Here is a 14,353-nt window from a genome sequence, read left to right on the forward strand (position 1 = left end):
CCACCTTCCCCGACCGCCTCTTCAAAGCCGCCGACTACGGTGCCAAGCCCGACGGCAAGACCGACAACACCGCCGCCTTCGCCAAGGCCATCGACGCCTGCGCCAAGGCGGGCGGCGGGCACGTCACGGTCGCCAAGGGCACCTACCTCACCGGCGCGATCCGCTTGCGTAGCAACGTGCACCTGCACCTGGAGACCGGCGTGGTGCTCAAGTTCAGCGGCGACGGCACGAAGTTCCCCGCCGTGCTCACCCGGTACGAGGGCATCGAGTGCATGAACCGCTCGCCGATGATCTACGCCTACGGCGAGAAGAACATCGCGCTCACCGGCAAGGCCGTCCTGGACGCGGGCGGCACCTCGCCGTGGAACAAAGGCAACGACCGCGCCTACCTGGAATCGTTGGTGGCCAAGGGAATCCCGCCGGAGAAGCGGATCGTCCCCGGCTCCGGGCACACCATGCGCTCCACCTTCATCGAGCCGTACCGGTGCGAGAACGTGCTGATCCAGGGCATCACGCTGAAGAACCCCAAGTTCTGGCAGATCCACCCGACCCTGTGCCGCAACGTCACCATCGACGGCGTCAGCACCGACCCGAGCACCGCGGCCAGCAACACCGACGGCGTGGACCCGGAGTCCTGCGACCACGTGGTGATCGTCAACTGCGACCTGGGCGCGCACGACGACAACATCGCGATCAAGTCCGGCCGGGACGCCGACGGCCGCCGGATCAACGTGCCCTGCCAGAACATCGTGGTCGCGGACTGCCGGATGAACGGCAACTGGGGCGCGATCACCTGCGGCAGCGAGCAGACCGGCGGCATCCGCAACGTCTACGCCTACCGGCTGAACGTGGTGGGGGAGACCAAGTTCGCGCTCTACGTCAAGTCCAACACCCTGCGCGGCGGCTTCTCCACCAACATCAACCTGGACTCGGTCACCGGCACCTACGTCCGCTCGGTGGTCTTCGTCAACTCCACCTACAACAACCAGACCGGCAGCACGCCACCGGTCTTCGGCCCGTTCCGCCTGACCAACTGCGGCAGCACCAAGGCCGCCTCGGTGCTCAACGTCAGCGGCCTGCCCGAGTCGCACGTCAAGGGCCTCGAGCTGACCGACTGCGAGTTCAACGGGGTGGCCAGCACCGCGAACACCATCAAGTTCGTGGACAACCTCAAGATCACAAACAGCACGGTGAACGGCAAACCCATGCGACCCTGACCCGCCCCGCGAGGTGGATGTCGGATTCTCGCTAGCGCGGGCGCGGGCGAGCGGTGATGCTGGTCGGTGTGCACGAGGACTTCGAGCGGTGCCTGCGGGCGGTCCAGGCCAAGGACGAGCGGTTCGACGGCTGGTTCTTCACCGCGGTGCGCACCACCGGCATCTACTGCCGGCCCAGTTGCCCGGTGCGGCCGCCCAAGCCGCGCAACATGACCTTCTACCCCAGCGCGGCCGCCGCCCAGCAGGCCGGTTACCGCGCCTGCAAGCGCTGCCGCCCGGACGCCAGCCCCGGCTCGCCGGAGTGGAACCACCGCGCCGACGCGGTCGCCAGGGCCATGCGCCTGATAGCCGAGGGCGTGGTGGACCGCGAGGGCGTGCCGGGACTGGCCGCCCACCTCGGCTACAGCACCCGCCAGGTGGAGCGCCAGCTCAACGCCGAGCTCGGCGCCGGACCGCTGGCGCTGGCCAGGGCGCAGCGCGCGCAGACCGCCCGGCTGCTGATCGAGACCAGCGCGTTGAGCATGACCGACATCGCGCTGGCCGCCGGGTTCGGCAGCGTGCGCACCTTCAACGACACCGTGCGCGAGGTGTTCGCGCTGTCCCCCAGCGAGCTCCGCGCCCGCGCCGGCCGCGGCATCCCGGCGGCCACCACCGGCGCGGTGCTGCTGCGGCTGCCCTTCCGCAAACCGCTCTGCCCGGACAACCTGTTCGGCCACCTCGCCGCCACCGCGGTGCCCGGTGTGGAGGAGTGGCGGGACGGCGCCTACCGCCGCACCCTGCGCCTGCCGCACGGTCACGGCATCGTCGAGCTCTGGCCCCAGCCGGACCACATCGGCTGCCGGCTGTCCCTCACCGACGTGCGCGACCTGCCGGTGGCCATCAGCCGCTGCCGGGTGCTGCTCGACCTGGACGCCGACCCGGCCGCCGTCGACGAGCAGCTGAGCGCCGACCCGGTGCTGAAACCGTTGCTGGAGAAGAACCCTGGCCGCCGGGTGCCGCACACCGTGGACCCGGCCGAGTTCGCCGTGCGCGCGGTGCTCGGCCAGCAGGTCTCCACCGCGGCCGCCCGCACGCACGCCGGCCGCCTGGTCGCCGCGCACGGCCAGTCGATCGAGGACCCGGACGGCGGCCTCACCCACCTCTTCCCCACCCCGCAGGCGCTGGCCGAGCTGGACCCCGCCGCGCTGGCCATGCCCGAGTCCCGCCGCCGCACCCTGCTCGCCCTGATCGACGCGTTGGCCAACGAGGACCTGGACCTGGGCCCCGGCAGCGACTGGACCGCGGCCCGCGCCCAGCTCGCCGCGCTGCCCGGGTTCGGCCCGTGGACGGTGGAGACCATCGCCATGCGCGCCCTCGGCGACCCGGACGCGTTCATCCCCACCGACCTCGGCGTCCGCCTGGCCGCGCAAACCCTTGGCCTGCCGAGCACCCCGGCCGCGCTGACCCGGCACGCCGCGCTGTGGCGGCCCTGGCGCGCCTACGCGGTCCAGCACCTCTGGGCCACCGGCGACCATCCGATCAACCTGCTGCCTGCCTGAGGAAACCCATGCGCACCAACACCATTCTGGACAGCCCGTACGGCCCGCTGACCCTGGTCGCCCAGGACGGCGCGCTGGCCGGGATCTACATGGAACAGCAGCGCCACCTCCCGTCGAAGGAGAGCTTCGGCGAGCCGGACCCCTCGGCGTTCGGCCAGGCGATCGAGCAGCTCAACGCCTACTTCGCCGGTGAGCTCCGCTCCTTCGACCTGCCGATGACGTTGCTGGGCACCGAGTTCCAGCGTTCGGTGTGGCAGCTGCTGCTGGAGATCCCCTACGGCGAGACCGCCACCTACGGCGAGCTCGCGCAGCGGCTGGGCAACCCCGCCGCGGCCCGCGCGGTCGGCCTGGCCAACGGCAAGAACCCGATCAGCATCATCGTGCCCTGCCACCGGGTGATCGGGTCCACCGGCAACCTCACCGGATATGGGGGAGGACTGGCGAAGAAGCGGCAGCTGCTGGACTTCGAGCGAGGTCAAGATCAGCTGTCAGTGTGGTGAGCTGGCCGTGCAGCCGCCTGCCGTCGGCCGGGCTGACCGTGGTCCACGCGGTGCCGTCGCTGGCCCGGTGCTCCTCCACCAGGTAGCGCCCGTAGGCGGTGTCGTGGAAGGCCACCACCCGCTCGGCCCGGCGCCGCCGACCGGTGGCATCCAGCATGGCCGCGCCGAACTGCCCGTAGTCCACCGGCTCCCGGAACATCAGCGCCAGCGCCGCGGCCTGCGCGGCGGGCACCCCGTGCTCGCCGAGCGCCGCCTCGAACGCCTCCAGGTCCCCGGTGGCCGCGGCCGCGCTGAGCGCCGCTGAGCGCACCGACACGCTCTCGCCCGGCCCCGGCGGCCGCTCGGGCAGCGGCGAGAGGATCGCGTGCGTCAGCCCGGTCGGCTCCAGCACGGTGACCTGCCAGTGGTTCTCGGCCAGCACCACCAGCGCGGCCTGCTCACCCGCGGCGGCGGCCAGCGCGCGCACCGGCTGCTCCAGGAACAGCCGCGCGTCCAGCTCCCGCTCCGGCCGGGCCAGCATCCGCAGCAGCGCCACCAGCTCCGGGTGCACCCCGCCGCGCAGCACCAGCCCGGCCGCGGCCAGCTCGGCGTCCACGGCCAGCGCCTGTTCGGCCCGCTGGGCCTCGGTGTGCGCCTGCGCCGGGACCCGGACCACCAGTGGCTGCGGACCCAGTTCCAGCCGCTGCCACAACAGGTCCACCGCGGCGGCGGAGAGCGCGAACGCGGTCACGGCACGGGGGACTGGCCGATGACCGCGGGCGTCTCCTCCTCGGTCTCCAGCGCGGGCCGCGGCGCCGGGTGATAGCCCAGCACCCCGTTGCGCAAGCCGAACCCGCCCTGCTCCTGGTCCGCGTCCGAGCGCTTGCGGTCCACAGTGGACTTCTCGGTCCTCGGCTCCGGCACCGATCGCACCGTCATGCTAGGTCGCGGCGGATTGTGCTGCTGCGTCCGGTGATCGTCTGCTGGATTACCATCGCCAATCGCCGACCACACCTGAGTACGGTCCACAGTGGACGATCGCGGCACCGGATGTTCCTGGTGCACCAACGGCACCGGCGCGGGATCCGGGAGCGCCGGGTGCGCCACGGGCGCGTGCGGCACCTGCGCGGCCGGATGGGCGGCCCGGCTCACCGAGACCGAGGCGTTGAGCCCCAACGGGTTCTGCAGCGACAGCCCGGACAGCAGCGAGCCGGGCGCGACGATCTCGATGTCCAGCCGGGGCGGGTTCACCAGCGGCGGCAACGCGGCCAGCGCGGTGTCCACCCGCTCCTCGTAGACCTCCATCGCCCGCGCCGCCTCCGCGTGCGCCGCGTCGACCTGCACCTCCACCGGCTCGTAGTCGATCCGGTTGTCCACCAGCGCGGGCAGCCAGGCGACCGCGGTCACCGGCTTGGCCGGGAAGAACCGCGGCGGCGGCACCTGGTTGCGCGCGTCGGCGTAGGCGTCGGCGCACTCCTGGGTGGCGCAGGCCTCGGTGTCCATCGCGACCTTGGTCTCCGCGGCCCAGGTGGCCAGCGGGGCCAGCGCCTCGGCGGTGCCCGCGGCGGCCGCGCCCTGCCAGCCGGTGCGCAGCTTGGCCAGCCGGTTGTGCAGGTTCTCATCGACCCGGTGCAGCGCCTCGGCGAGCTGCCGGTAGGTGGTCACCGCGGGCTCGGTCACGCCGACGCCGGGTCCACAGTGGAGGTCCAGGTAGATCTTGAGGTGCGGGACGGCCAGCCAGCAGCGTCCATGGGCGCCTCGCATGCCGGTCCTTCCCTTCTCAGACACGAAAACCAGTGCTCGCACGCTGCTCGGCGGCGCGGTACTCGGCCGCGGCCGCGTCCAGCTGCTCGACCGCGTGGAACAGCTCGGCCAGGTACACCGTCAGCACGGCCAGCGCGGAGTCCTCGGACTGCACCCCGCGCCGGGTCTGCTCCCCGGCCGCCTCCCTGCTCACCTCGTCCGAGGCCGCGGGCCAGCTGATCAGGTTGTGCTGGGCCTGTCGCAACAGCGGGGCCAGTTCGTTGATCGCCTCGACGAAGGCGGCCCTGGTGGCCTCGATCTCCTCGGCGTCCACGAGCAGCCTGCCAGGCGTGTGCTGAACCGGGGCGGCGGTAGTGAACACGCGCCGACGCTAGATCACTCGACGGTCCGCCGAAACTGGCAAATCCGTTGTCCAACTGGGATTGTCGCGCGCGGATCATCGTGTCCGCAGGTGAACACGGCTGTGTGCCGATCATCGGTCACTGGTCGGCAGGCGGAAATCACCTGTTCGGCCGCATGTGGCGCAAATCCACTGAATACCCGGCGAAAGTCGGTGGTCAACAACTTCCGGCCAGCACGCCGTCCACCAGTCTGTCCACAGTGGACTGGACGTCGGCTGGCTGGTCCAGGTGACCGCCGGACATGATGCCGTCCCGCAGCAGCACCAGCGCGGTGGCCGCGTGGTCCGGGTCCGGGTGCCCCGCCTCGGTCAGCCTGCCGCGCAGCCCGTCGTGGAACCAGCCGCGGTGCTCCCGCACGACCGCCCGCACCGCGGACCGCGGGTCCGGGTACTCCGCGGCCGCGTTGAGGAAGGCGCAGCCCCGGAAGCCGGGGCCGCAGCTGGCCTTGGCGAACGCGCCGAGCATGGTGTGCACCGCCTCGATCGGCCCCTGGCCGGCCATGGCCGCCTCGACGCCGCCGCGGATCTGCTCGTGCTGCGCACGCAGGTAGGCCACCACCAGGTCTTCCTTGGCCGGGAAGTGCCGGTAGAAGGTGGCCCTGGTCACCGAGGCGTCCTTGACCAGCCGGTCCACCCCGATGGCCTGGATGCCCTCGGCGTAGAACAGCTCGGAGGCGGTGGCCAGCAGCCGCTCGCGCGGAGCGGAGACCTTGGCTTCGGCGCTCATGCCACTATCATACAGAACGTTCGTTCTATCTAAAGGGCCAGTTGAGCGGACTAGCATTCGGGGCATGCCACGGCCGCGGAGCTTCGACGAAGACGAGGTGCTGGCCGCCGTCTGCGCCCAGTTCGAGCGCTCCGGCTACGCGGCCACCTCGCTGGACGACCTGATGCACGCCACCGGCCTCGGCAAGGGCAGCCTGTACGGCGCCTTCGGCGACAAGCGGCGGCTGTTCCTGCGCGCGCTGGACATCAACCGCGAGCGTCAGGTGCGGGCGATCTGCGAGGGCCTGCGCGGCGACGGGCCCGCCCTGCGGAACCTGCGTGACCAGCTCGTCCGGCTGGTCGCCAGGCCGGGGGACAAGGACCGGTTCGGCTGCATGCTGGTCAACGGCGCGGCCGAGCTGGGCGAGGAGGACCCGGAGGTGCGCGAGCGCACCCGGGCCACCTTCCTCGCGCTCGAAGGCCTGGTCGCCGACGCCCTGGCCGCCGCGGTGGCCGAGGGCGACCTGGCCCCCGACCTGGACACCACCACCGCGGCCCGGCTGTTGCTGGCCACCGTGCAGGGCGTGGAGCTGTTGCGCCGCAGCGGTTTGAGCGATGAGACCATCGGCGAGGTGGTGGCCGCCGCGGTCATGAACCTGCCGAAGCCGGCAGCCCCCGCTCCAGCAGCCGGATGACCGACTCGGCCGCCTGGTGCTTGCCCATCAGGCCCTCGCCGGTGGCCTCGATCCCGGCGTAGACGTTCCACCACAGCACCTTGTAGATCCATTCCGGGTTCACCGCCGGGTCGAGGTAGCCCTCGGCCTGCGCGCGGGCGATCAGTCGCGCCACCGGCTTGTCGGCCTCCACGAATGCCTCGACCAGCCAGTCGTCGGCATTGCGCTGCTGCCCCTCGCTGCACACCTGGATCATCGCCGGGGTCAGCTCGAAGTAGGCGTGCACCGCGCGGCGCAGCGCCTCCGCCGGGGTGCCCTCGGCCAGCTTCGCCTCGGCCAGCGCGGAGCGCAGCCGGTCCACGGTCATCCGGAAGATCGCGGTCATCAGCTCGGAGCGCTCCGGGAAGTAGCGGTGCAGCGTGCTGCGCCCGACCTCGGCGGCATCGGCGATCTCGGCCATCGAGGCGGAGGACCGCTGGGCGAGCACCACCACGGCGGCGTCCAGGATGGCCCTGCGGGTCCGGCTGCGGCTGGCTGACTCCCGAGTGGCGCTGGTCATATCGACACTCTAGTACTCAGTAATCCCAGTTAGGAACTTTAGGTCACAAATTTTGGGACAACTGTGTCCCACGGTGGTACGTTCTTGCTCGACCCAACCGAACTCCTTGGGGGCAAGGACATGCCGCAAGCCGAATCGCCACGCTGGCAGAACACCAAGGTGCTGTGGTCCTTCGTGCGGCCACACCGCCGGACGCTGCTGCTCGGCCTGGTACTGGGCCTGGGCACCACCGGGGCCACCCTGGCCACGCCGCTGGTCACCAAGTCGGTGCTGGACGGCCTGGCCACGGCCGAGCCGATCCTGCCCATGGTGGCGCTGCTGGTGGCCCTGCTGCTGCTCGGCGCCCTGCTCGGCCTGGCCCAGTGGATCCTGCTGGGCACGCTGGCCGAGCGGATCGTGCTGGACGCCCGCAGCACCATGGTGCGCAGGCTGTTCCGGGTCCGGATCGGCGAGCTGACCAACCGGTCCAGCGGTGAGCTGGTCACCAGGGTCACCTCGGACACCGTGCTGCTGCGCGAGGCAGCCACCGACAGCGTGGTCAACTTCGTCAACGGCATGGTCGCACTGGCCGGCGCGCTGATCCTGATGGGCGTGCTTGACCTGGTGCTCTTCGGCGCCACCGTGCTGGTGCTCATCGTGGTCGGCATCGTGGTGGCGGTGCTGATGTCCCCGCTGGCCGCGGCCCAGCAGAACGCCCAAGCCGCGGTCGGCAGGCTCGGCGGCGTGCTGGAAGGCGCGCTGCGCGCCATCCGCACGGTCAAGGCCAGCCGCGCCGAGGCCAGGGAGAGCGGCCGGATCCTCACCGAGGCCCAGGAGTCCGCCAAGCAGAGCGTGCGCGCGGTCCGGATCGAGGCGGTGGCCTGGACCACCGCGAGCTGGGGCATCCAGCTGGCCATCCTGCTGATCCTGGCGCTGGGCGCCTGGCGGGTCAGCTCCGGCGCGCTGCCGGTGTCCAGTCTGGTCGCCTTCCTGCTCTATGCCTTCCAGGTCATGGAGCCGGTCTCCACCCTGACCCGCACCTTCACCCAGCTCCAGTCCGGCCTCGCCGCCGCGGCCCGGATCAGGGAGATCGAGAACCTGTCCGTGGAGCAGAGCGAGCGCCTGCCCAAGGAGCCGGTGCGGGCCGCGCAGGCCCCGGTGCTCTCCTTCCGCGAGGTCACCGCCAGGTACGCGCCGGGCGCCCCGGCCGCCCTGGACGGCATCAGCCTGGACATCCCGCGCACCGGGCACACCGCGATCGTCGGCCCGTCCGGCTCCGGCAAGACCACCATGTTCTCCCTGATGCTGCGCTTCCTGCAGCCCGAACGCGGCGAGCTGGCCCTGGACGGCGCCCCCTACGACGAGTGGTCGCTGGCCGAGGTGCGGCGGCGGATCGTCTACGTGGAGCAGGACACCCCGCTGGTGCCCGGCACGCTGCGGGAGAACCTGCGCTACACCCACAACGACGCCACCGACGAGGAGCTGTGGGCCGCACTGGAGGCCGTCCGGCTGGCCGAGCGGGCCCGCGACCTGCCGGACGGACTGGACACGGTGCTCTCCGGCGCCGCGGTCTCCGGCGGCGAGCGCCAGCGGATCGCACTGGCCCGCGCCCTGGTCAGCGACCCGGAGATCCTGCTGCTGGACGAGGCCACCGCCCAGCTGGACGGCCTGACCGAGGCCGCGGTGCAGGACGTGATCAACCGGATCTCCGCCCGCGGCGCGGTGGTGACCATCGCGCACCGACTGTCCACTGTGCTCGACGCCGACCAGATCCTGTTGCTGGAGAAGGGAAAGCGCCGGGCCCTCGGTAACCACGCGGAGCTGCTCGCCACCGATGAGCTGTACCAGGACCTGGTGGCCGCGCTGCGCATCGCCCCGGCCATCAGCGCGGCCTGACCCCTGGTCATCGCGGGAGCTGGGACCCGGCCACGGCACCGGCGAAGTCGGTGGACACCGCCAGCGCACGCACCTCCTCCAGCTCCCGCGCGACCTCGGCCAGGTGCGCCTCGATATCGGCCACGGCGGAGCTGCCCAGCGGCAGCCAGGCAGGCAGCACCTCCCGGTCGGCCACCGCGATCATCACCTCGGCCGCCTTCACCGGGTCGCCCTGCTGGCTGTGGTTGGTCTCGTCCGCCCAGTTCCGCATCACCCCGCCGGTGGCCGCGTAGTCCTCGATCACGGTGGCCGCGCGGACCAGCGAGGAGGAGTCGAGGAAGTCGGTGCGGAACGGCCCCGGCTGCACCGAGGTGACCTGCACGCCCAGCGGCGCCAGCTCCAGCCGCAACGACTCGGAGAAGGCCTCCACCGCGAACTTGGTGCCGCAGTAGGCGCCCCAGCCGCCCCAGCTCACCACACCGCCGACCGAGCTGATGTTGAGGATCTTGCCCGCGCGCTGCGCCCGGAGCACCGGCAGCACCGCGCGGGTGACCGACAGCAGCCCGAAGACGTTGGTGTCGAACACCGCCCGCACCTCGGCGTCGCTGAGCTCCTCCACGGTGCCGAGCAGCCCGCGCCCGGCGTTGTTGACCAGCACGTCGATCCGGCCGAACCGGGCCACCCCGTCCGCGACCGCCCGGGCCGCGGCCGCCTCGTCGGTGACGTCCAGCGGCACGGCCAGCAGCCGCTCGCCGTGACCGGGCAACGCGGCCTGGACCGCCTTCGGATCGCGGGCGGTGGCGATCACCGAGTCACCGCGGTCAAGCGCCTGCCGGGCGATCTCCAGGCCGAAGCCCCGCGACGCGCCGGTGATGAACCACGTGGTCATGTGCTGACTCCCAGAAGTCGTTGGTCGCTGTTGTGCTGCCACCGACTCTCCCCATCCCGCAGCCGCCCTACCAGGACCTCTCCGTCCCTGGGACGCCCCGTCCCTGGGACTGGCAGTACCAGGCAACCCCACCCCGCCTCCGCCAGAATGGACCCCATGGACCGCACCCCACCCGCAGGCGCCGCACTCGGCGAATACCTGCGCGCCTGCCGCTCGCGGGTGGACCCGGCCGACCGCGGCCTGCCCGAGGACGGCCGCCGACGCCGCGTCCCCGGCCTGCGCCGCGAGGAGCTGGCCCAGCTGGCCGGAGTGAGCGTCGACTACCTGGTGCGCCTGGAACAGGGCCGCACCCGCAACGTCTCCCGCGCCGTCCTGGACGCCCTCGCCCGCGCGCTCAACCTGCGCGAGGACGAACACGCCTATCTGCTGCGCGTCGCCGAACCCGTCCGCGGCCAGACCTCCCGCACCCCGGCCACCTCAGTACGCCGCCAGACCCAGCAGCTGCTCGACGGCCTGCCCGGCCTACCGGCGATGGTGCTCGGCCGGCGCATGGAGGTGCTGGCCTGGAACGCCCTCGGCGCCGCCCTCTACCTCGACTTCGCCACGCTCCCGCCCGCGGACCGCAACCTGCTGCGCCTGACCTTCCTGGACCCGAGGGTGCGCCCGATGTTCCAGAACTGGGACCAGGTCGTCCGCGACTGCGTGGCCCACCTGCGCGAGGACGCCTCCCGCTACCCCGACGACCCCAAACTGGCCGCCCTGGTCGGCGAGCTCTCGGTGAAGGACCCGGACTTCCGCCACTGGTGGGCTGCCCACCGCGTCCGCGCCCAGGAGTTCGGCCAGAAAACCCTGTTACACCCCATCGCGGGCCCGATAACCCTGGACTACCAGACCATGGACCTGCGCGACGCGGCCGACCAGAAGCTCGTGGTCTACACCGCCGAGCCCGGCTCCCGCTCCGCCGAAGCCCTGCGCTTCCTGGCCAACTGGGCCAGCACATCCACCACCAGCCCTGGCTCCACGATCACTGACCAGCCCACTACTCACTCACCTGGCGCAGGTACTCCGGCGGCACCCGATCCGTCAGCCACACCCCATTGGCGCTGACGTAGAACCGGTACCCGGCAACGGACATCCCCGCCGCGTCCACCCGCAACACCACCGGCTTGCCCCGCCGTGCCCCCACCCGGACCGCGGTCTCCTCCGTGGCGGACAGGTGCACGTGATGCCGCCGCATCGGCCGCAACCCCTCCCGCCAGATGGCGTCCAAGGCGGCCCCCACCGTGCCATGGAACAACACCTCCGGCGGCGCGGCCTCCGCCAGCCCCAGCTCCACCGCGACCGAGTGTCCCTGACTCGCCCGGATCAACGTCCCGGTCTCGTCAAAGGCGAACCGCCGCTTGTCATTACGCTCCACCACCTCGTCCAGCTCGGCCCGGCTGACCCGGAACCCGTGCTGCCCCAAGGCTTTCAGCAACTCATCGACGGAAACCCAGCCCCCGTCGCCCAACTCGAGCCCGATCTCGCCGGGTGCGTGCCGCAGGTGCCGCGAAAGCCGCTTGGACACCCGAACCATCTTCTTCTCATCCATATCGGCCCCCAGTGAACCCCGCCGCCGGCCCCTCGGCCCACTGGTTTATCGCCCAGCACTACCAAAAATCACAGTCACATCGGGATATATAAGACACCCTCCCCTGACCACCCCAGCCCTGCGACGATCAACAACCAGGTTCTCGGCCACGTGACCAGGAACCGGCCGCCGACCAGGACCCCAACCCGGCTAGGAGATTCGCCAGTGCCCATGTCCGTGCAGGACCGCACCGACTTCCTCGCCGCCCCCCACGTCGCCATCCTGGCCGTCACCCGCGAGAACCGCGGCCCCCTCGCCGTCCCGGTCTGGTACGACTACCGGGACGGCGAGGTGCTGGTGTGGACCCGCGACAGCTCCCGCAAGGCGCAACTGGTCCGCGCCGCCGGCCGGTTCAGCCTGGCCGTCCAGCACGCCGAACCCCCGTACGGCTACGTCACCGTCGAAGGCCCGGTCACCTGGCAGCCCAACCCACCCCACGCGACCCTGCTCCGCATCGTCAGCCGCTACTTACCCCCGGAAGCTGCCGCCGCCTTCGTCGAAGCGAACCAGACCCCGGACGCGGTCCTGCTCAGCATGCGCCCGGAGTCCTGGATCAGCGGCTCCCCAGCCAGTTGAGCCCGTCAATCAAGAACTTGTTCTGCGTCTCACTGGCAAAAGTCGAAGACAGCGGCCGGTTGTTCGGATAGTCCATGGCGTTGTGCCCGAAGTTGGTGTACAACACCCGGTAATTCTTGTTGGTCCACATGATCGGGTAGTACCCCGACCGCCAGGTCTGGTTCGGATCCGTCCCCAACGGGAAGCTCGACGGATCCACCGAAGCCAGGATCTGGATGTTCGGATTCTGCCGCAGATCGTTCGTCCAGCTGTACCACTCACTCACCGACGAGGTGAATACCGAAGGCAGCCCAGCCGTAGCCGGATGCGACCGGTTCTCCACCTTGAGCTTGGCCGTGGTCGGCCCCCAGGTGTTGTTCCGGAACCGCCCCGTCCCCAACAGCGTGTTGTGGTACCAGCCCCACCCATGGGGATTGTCGTTGTAAGCGGCCACATGGAACCCCAGCCACCCCCCACCCCGCTCCACATACCGCTGGAACCCACTCCGCTGCGCCGCCGACCCCGGCAACGCGTCCAAGAACATGACCACCTGGTACTGGTTCAACGCGGAGTCATTGGCCAGAATGTTCCAGTCAGTACTCGCGGTATACGAGAAATTGTGCTGCGCAGCCATCCGCGAAAACCAAGGATTAGCCTCCTTGACAAACGAGATGTGCGCCGCATCCCAAGTCCCCTGGTACAACCCCAACACCTTGTACCGAGGCACCGCGGGCGCCGCACTACCCCCTTGCCCAGGCACCAACACAAGAACCACCAACGCCACAAGCAACGCAACCACCTGCGTCACCCGAACACGCCTGCCGTCAGACATGCCGATCCTCTTCCTGTTCCAGGGCGGTGAGAACAGAGCCATGGCGGCGGGATCGCGGCCGGCCAACGGCAGAGGGAAGGACACCGTCCACGTTCTCCCGCAACGGTAGCCGCGTGATCGGTCAAGCTGAACAGCCGTTCGTAGGGAAACCTTCCAAACCACCGCTCGGGCGCAGGAGGACCGGGTACCTCGTCGCAAGGGCGCTGATGGAGTAACCCATCCCTCTTGTTGAACCAGTCGAGAGCCTCGTGCAGTCACGGCCGCCAGTTCTGGCCCACATGCGCGCAGCTCTTGATGAGTCGCTGGCGTGAGCGAGGGCAACACCAGCCAACACGCAGGAGGAGTTCGCCAGTATCGGGCTACACGGCAACAGTGCGAACTTCGGCTACACCTCACAGACAATGCAGCCAGCATGAACTGGCCGGGTCACAGCAAAGTGAGGGTTCGAATGATGACCGGAGCCATCATTACCTGCCCTGTCTCCACTGCAGGGTCGATCACTCCCGGTCCTGGCCCGCTTGAACAACTAGGCCGCGTATGACATATGCCCCGACCATGAGAGTCAGAGAGGAAGGCCGAGTACGTTTCGTTCGCTGAAGCTCCCGCGCCTCACAGCATGGTGTGGGCTCAGTAGCGGCATCCGCGATCAAACCGCTGGAGAGTCAGTGATCCGTCGTCGGCGTAGGCCAATGATCGCCGTGGCCACCAACACTCCGTAGAGCTTTCCGAGTATCTGGCCCGGCAGAAATTCCAGCGAGCCGAAAGCGATCAGCAGGAACACAACCGAGTCCAGGACCAATCCCGCGAGGCCGCCGAAGAAGACTGCCCTCGTCCAGCGAGGGGAGAGCCAGGTGAACAGAACGAAGTCAACGAGTTCGCTCAGTGCGAAGGCTACGGCCGACGCAGTCGCGACCGCTGGTTCAGCTACCGCGAACGAGAGTGCTGTGCCCACCGCAAGTGCGATGAGCGATATGCGTTTCCCGAGTGACCACTGGACCAGGTCTCGAAAAACAAGGGCGGGACCGACAACGAAGACTCCTGCCGGCGCGGCGAGCCCAAACCCGACTGGGACGATGCCGAACTCGTCGATGAGCCAGTTGGCCAGCACGATCGATCCCAGGTACAGGACCACGGCAGTAGAACCCACGACGCGGCGCCGCGTTGCGGTGCGGGGTCCGTGGGATAAGGAGGTGGAGTCGGTGCTGGTCTGGCTCATCGATTCCTCGTGCAAATGGTGGGCGTGCAGCGGGCAACTGG

The 14,353-nt window shown here is 70.1% G+C and carries 16 protein-coding genes; 7 read left to right on the forward strand and 9 right to left on the reverse strand.

Annotated features, from left to right (window positions below; translation table 11 throughout):
• The 3 genes from M8C13_RS08570 to M8C13_RS08580 all read left to right on the forward strand — a co-directional run.
• The coding region (locus M8C13_RS08570) for a glycoside hydrolase family 28 protein (protein ID WP_252479960.1) at positions 1–1,217 on the forward strand (1,217 nt) is incomplete at its 5' end.
• Positions 1,218–1,285: 68 nt separating this feature from the next.
• Positions 1,286–2,755: a DNA-3-methyladenine glycosylase 2 family protein gene (locus M8C13_RS08575; RefSeq protein ID WP_252480203.1), complete on the forward strand. Its 1,470-nt coding sequence runs from the start codon at positions 1,286–1,288 to the stop codon at positions 2,753–2,755.
• 8 nt (positions 2,756–2,763) lie between these two features.
• The gene (locus tag M8C13_RS08580) at positions 2,764–3,255 is read left to right on the forward strand and encodes a methylated-DNA--[protein]-cysteine S-methyltransferase (protein ID WP_252479961.1); all 492 of its coding nucleotides are present in this window, start codon (positions 2,764–2,766) and stop codon (positions 3,253–3,255) included.
• Here M8C13_RS08580 and M8C13_RS08585 read toward each other — a convergent pair.
• The 4 genes from M8C13_RS08585 to M8C13_RS08600 all read right to left on the reverse strand — a co-directional run bounded on the left by M8C13_RS08585 (position 3,173) and on the right by M8C13_RS08600 (position 6,125).
• The gene (locus M8C13_RS08585; protein WP_252479962.1) at positions 3,173–3,985 is read right to left on the reverse strand and encodes an ESX secretion-associated protein EspG; all 813 of its coding nucleotides are present in this window, start codon (positions 3,983–3,985) and stop codon (positions 3,173–3,175) included. The two genes, M8C13_RS08580 and M8C13_RS08585, sit on opposite strands and share 83 nt — an antisense overlap.
• A complete protein-coding gene (locus M8C13_RS08590) occupies positions 3,982–4,998 on the reverse strand; it encodes a PPE domain-containing protein (protein ID WP_252479963.1) in 1,017 nt (338 codons plus the stop codon). The genes M8C13_RS08585 and M8C13_RS08590 overlap by 4 nt, the downstream gene beginning before the upstream one ends.
• A 16-nt stretch (positions 4,999–5,014) precedes the next feature.
• The gene (locus tag M8C13_RS08595; RefSeq protein ID WP_252479964.1) at positions 5,015–5,359 is read right to left on the reverse strand and encodes a hypothetical protein; all 345 of its coding nucleotides are present in this window, start codon (positions 5,357–5,359) and stop codon (positions 5,015–5,017) included.
• A 196-nt stretch (positions 5,360–5,555) separates the two neighbouring features.
• Positions 5,556–6,125, reverse strand: coding sequence for a TetR/AcrR family transcriptional regulator (locus M8C13_RS08600; protein WP_252479965.1), 570 nt, complete (start codon positions 6,123–6,125; stop codon positions 5,556–5,558).
• A gap of 64 nt (positions 6,126–6,189) precedes the next feature.
• Between M8C13_RS08600 and M8C13_RS08605 the strand changes: the two genes are divergently transcribed.
• Positions 6,190–6,798: a TetR/AcrR family transcriptional regulator gene (locus M8C13_RS08605; protein ID WP_252479966.1), complete on the forward strand. Its 609-nt coding sequence runs from the start codon at positions 6,190–6,192 to the stop codon at positions 6,796–6,798.
• On the opposite strand, the gene M8C13_RS08610 is transcribed toward M8C13_RS08605, so the two are convergent.
• Positions 6,752–7,336, reverse strand: a complete 585-nt coding sequence (locus M8C13_RS08610; protein WP_252479967.1) for a TetR/AcrR family transcriptional regulator — start codon at positions 7,334–7,336, stop codon at positions 6,752–6,754. The two genes, M8C13_RS08605 and M8C13_RS08610, sit on opposite strands and share 47 nt — an antisense overlap.
• A gap of 120 nt (positions 7,337–7,456) precedes the next feature.
• Between M8C13_RS08610 and M8C13_RS08615 the strand changes: the two genes are divergently transcribed.
• On the forward strand, positions 7,457–9,211 hold the full coding sequence (locus tag M8C13_RS08615) for an ABC transporter ATP-binding protein (RefSeq protein WP_252479968.1): 1,755 nt from the start codon (positions 7,457–7,459) through the stop codon (positions 9,209–9,211).
• A gap of 7 nt (positions 9,212–9,218) precedes the next feature.
• On the opposite strand, the gene M8C13_RS08620 is transcribed toward M8C13_RS08615, so the two are convergent.
• Positions 9,219–10,079, reverse strand: a complete 861-nt coding sequence (locus tag M8C13_RS08620) for an oxidoreductase (RefSeq protein ID WP_252479969.1) — start codon at positions 10,077–10,079, stop codon at positions 9,219–9,221.
• Positions 10,080–10,235: 156 nt separating this feature from the next.
• Here M8C13_RS08620 and M8C13_RS08625 point away from each other — a divergent pair, with 156 nt between their 5' ends.
• Positions 10,236–11,186, forward strand: coding sequence for a helix-turn-helix transcriptional regulator (locus M8C13_RS08625; protein WP_252479970.1), 951 nt, complete (start codon positions 10,236–10,238; stop codon positions 11,184–11,186).
• Here the strand turns inward: M8C13_RS08625 and M8C13_RS08630 are convergent.
• Positions 11,119–11,670: an RNA 2'-phosphotransferase gene (locus M8C13_RS08630; RefSeq protein ID WP_252479971.1), complete on the reverse strand. Its 552-nt coding sequence runs from the start codon at positions 11,668–11,670 to the stop codon at positions 11,119–11,121. The genes M8C13_RS08625 and M8C13_RS08630 overlap by 68 nt on opposite strands.
• A 210-nt stretch (positions 11,671–11,880) precedes the next feature.
• Here M8C13_RS08630 and M8C13_RS08635 point away from each other — a divergent pair, with 210 nt between their 5' ends.
• Positions 11,881–12,285 (forward strand): pyridoxamine 5'-phosphate oxidase family protein, encoded by a 405-nt coding sequence (locus M8C13_RS08635; RefSeq protein WP_252479972.1) that lies wholly within the window; start codon positions 11,881–11,883, stop codon positions 12,283–12,285.
• Here the strand turns inward: M8C13_RS08635 and M8C13_RS08640 are convergent.
• Entirely contained in the window at positions 12,263–13,180 is a 918-nt protein-coding gene (locus M8C13_RS08640; protein ID WP_252479973.1) for a ThuA domain-containing protein, read from the reverse strand. The genes M8C13_RS08635 and M8C13_RS08640 overlap by 23 nt on opposite strands.
• A gap of 562 nt (positions 13,181–13,742) precedes the next feature.
• Complete coding sequence (locus tag M8C13_RS08645) at positions 13,743–14,312, reverse strand: VUT family protein (RefSeq protein WP_252479974.1); 570 nt, start codon at positions 14,310–14,312, stop codon at positions 13,743–13,745.
• Between the last annotated feature and the right edge of the window lie 41 nt (positions 14,313–14,353).

The organism is Crossiella sp. SN42, from assembly GCF_023897065.1.
Lineage (GTDB): Bacteria > Actinomycetota > Actinomycetes > Mycobacteriales > Pseudonocardiaceae > Crossiella.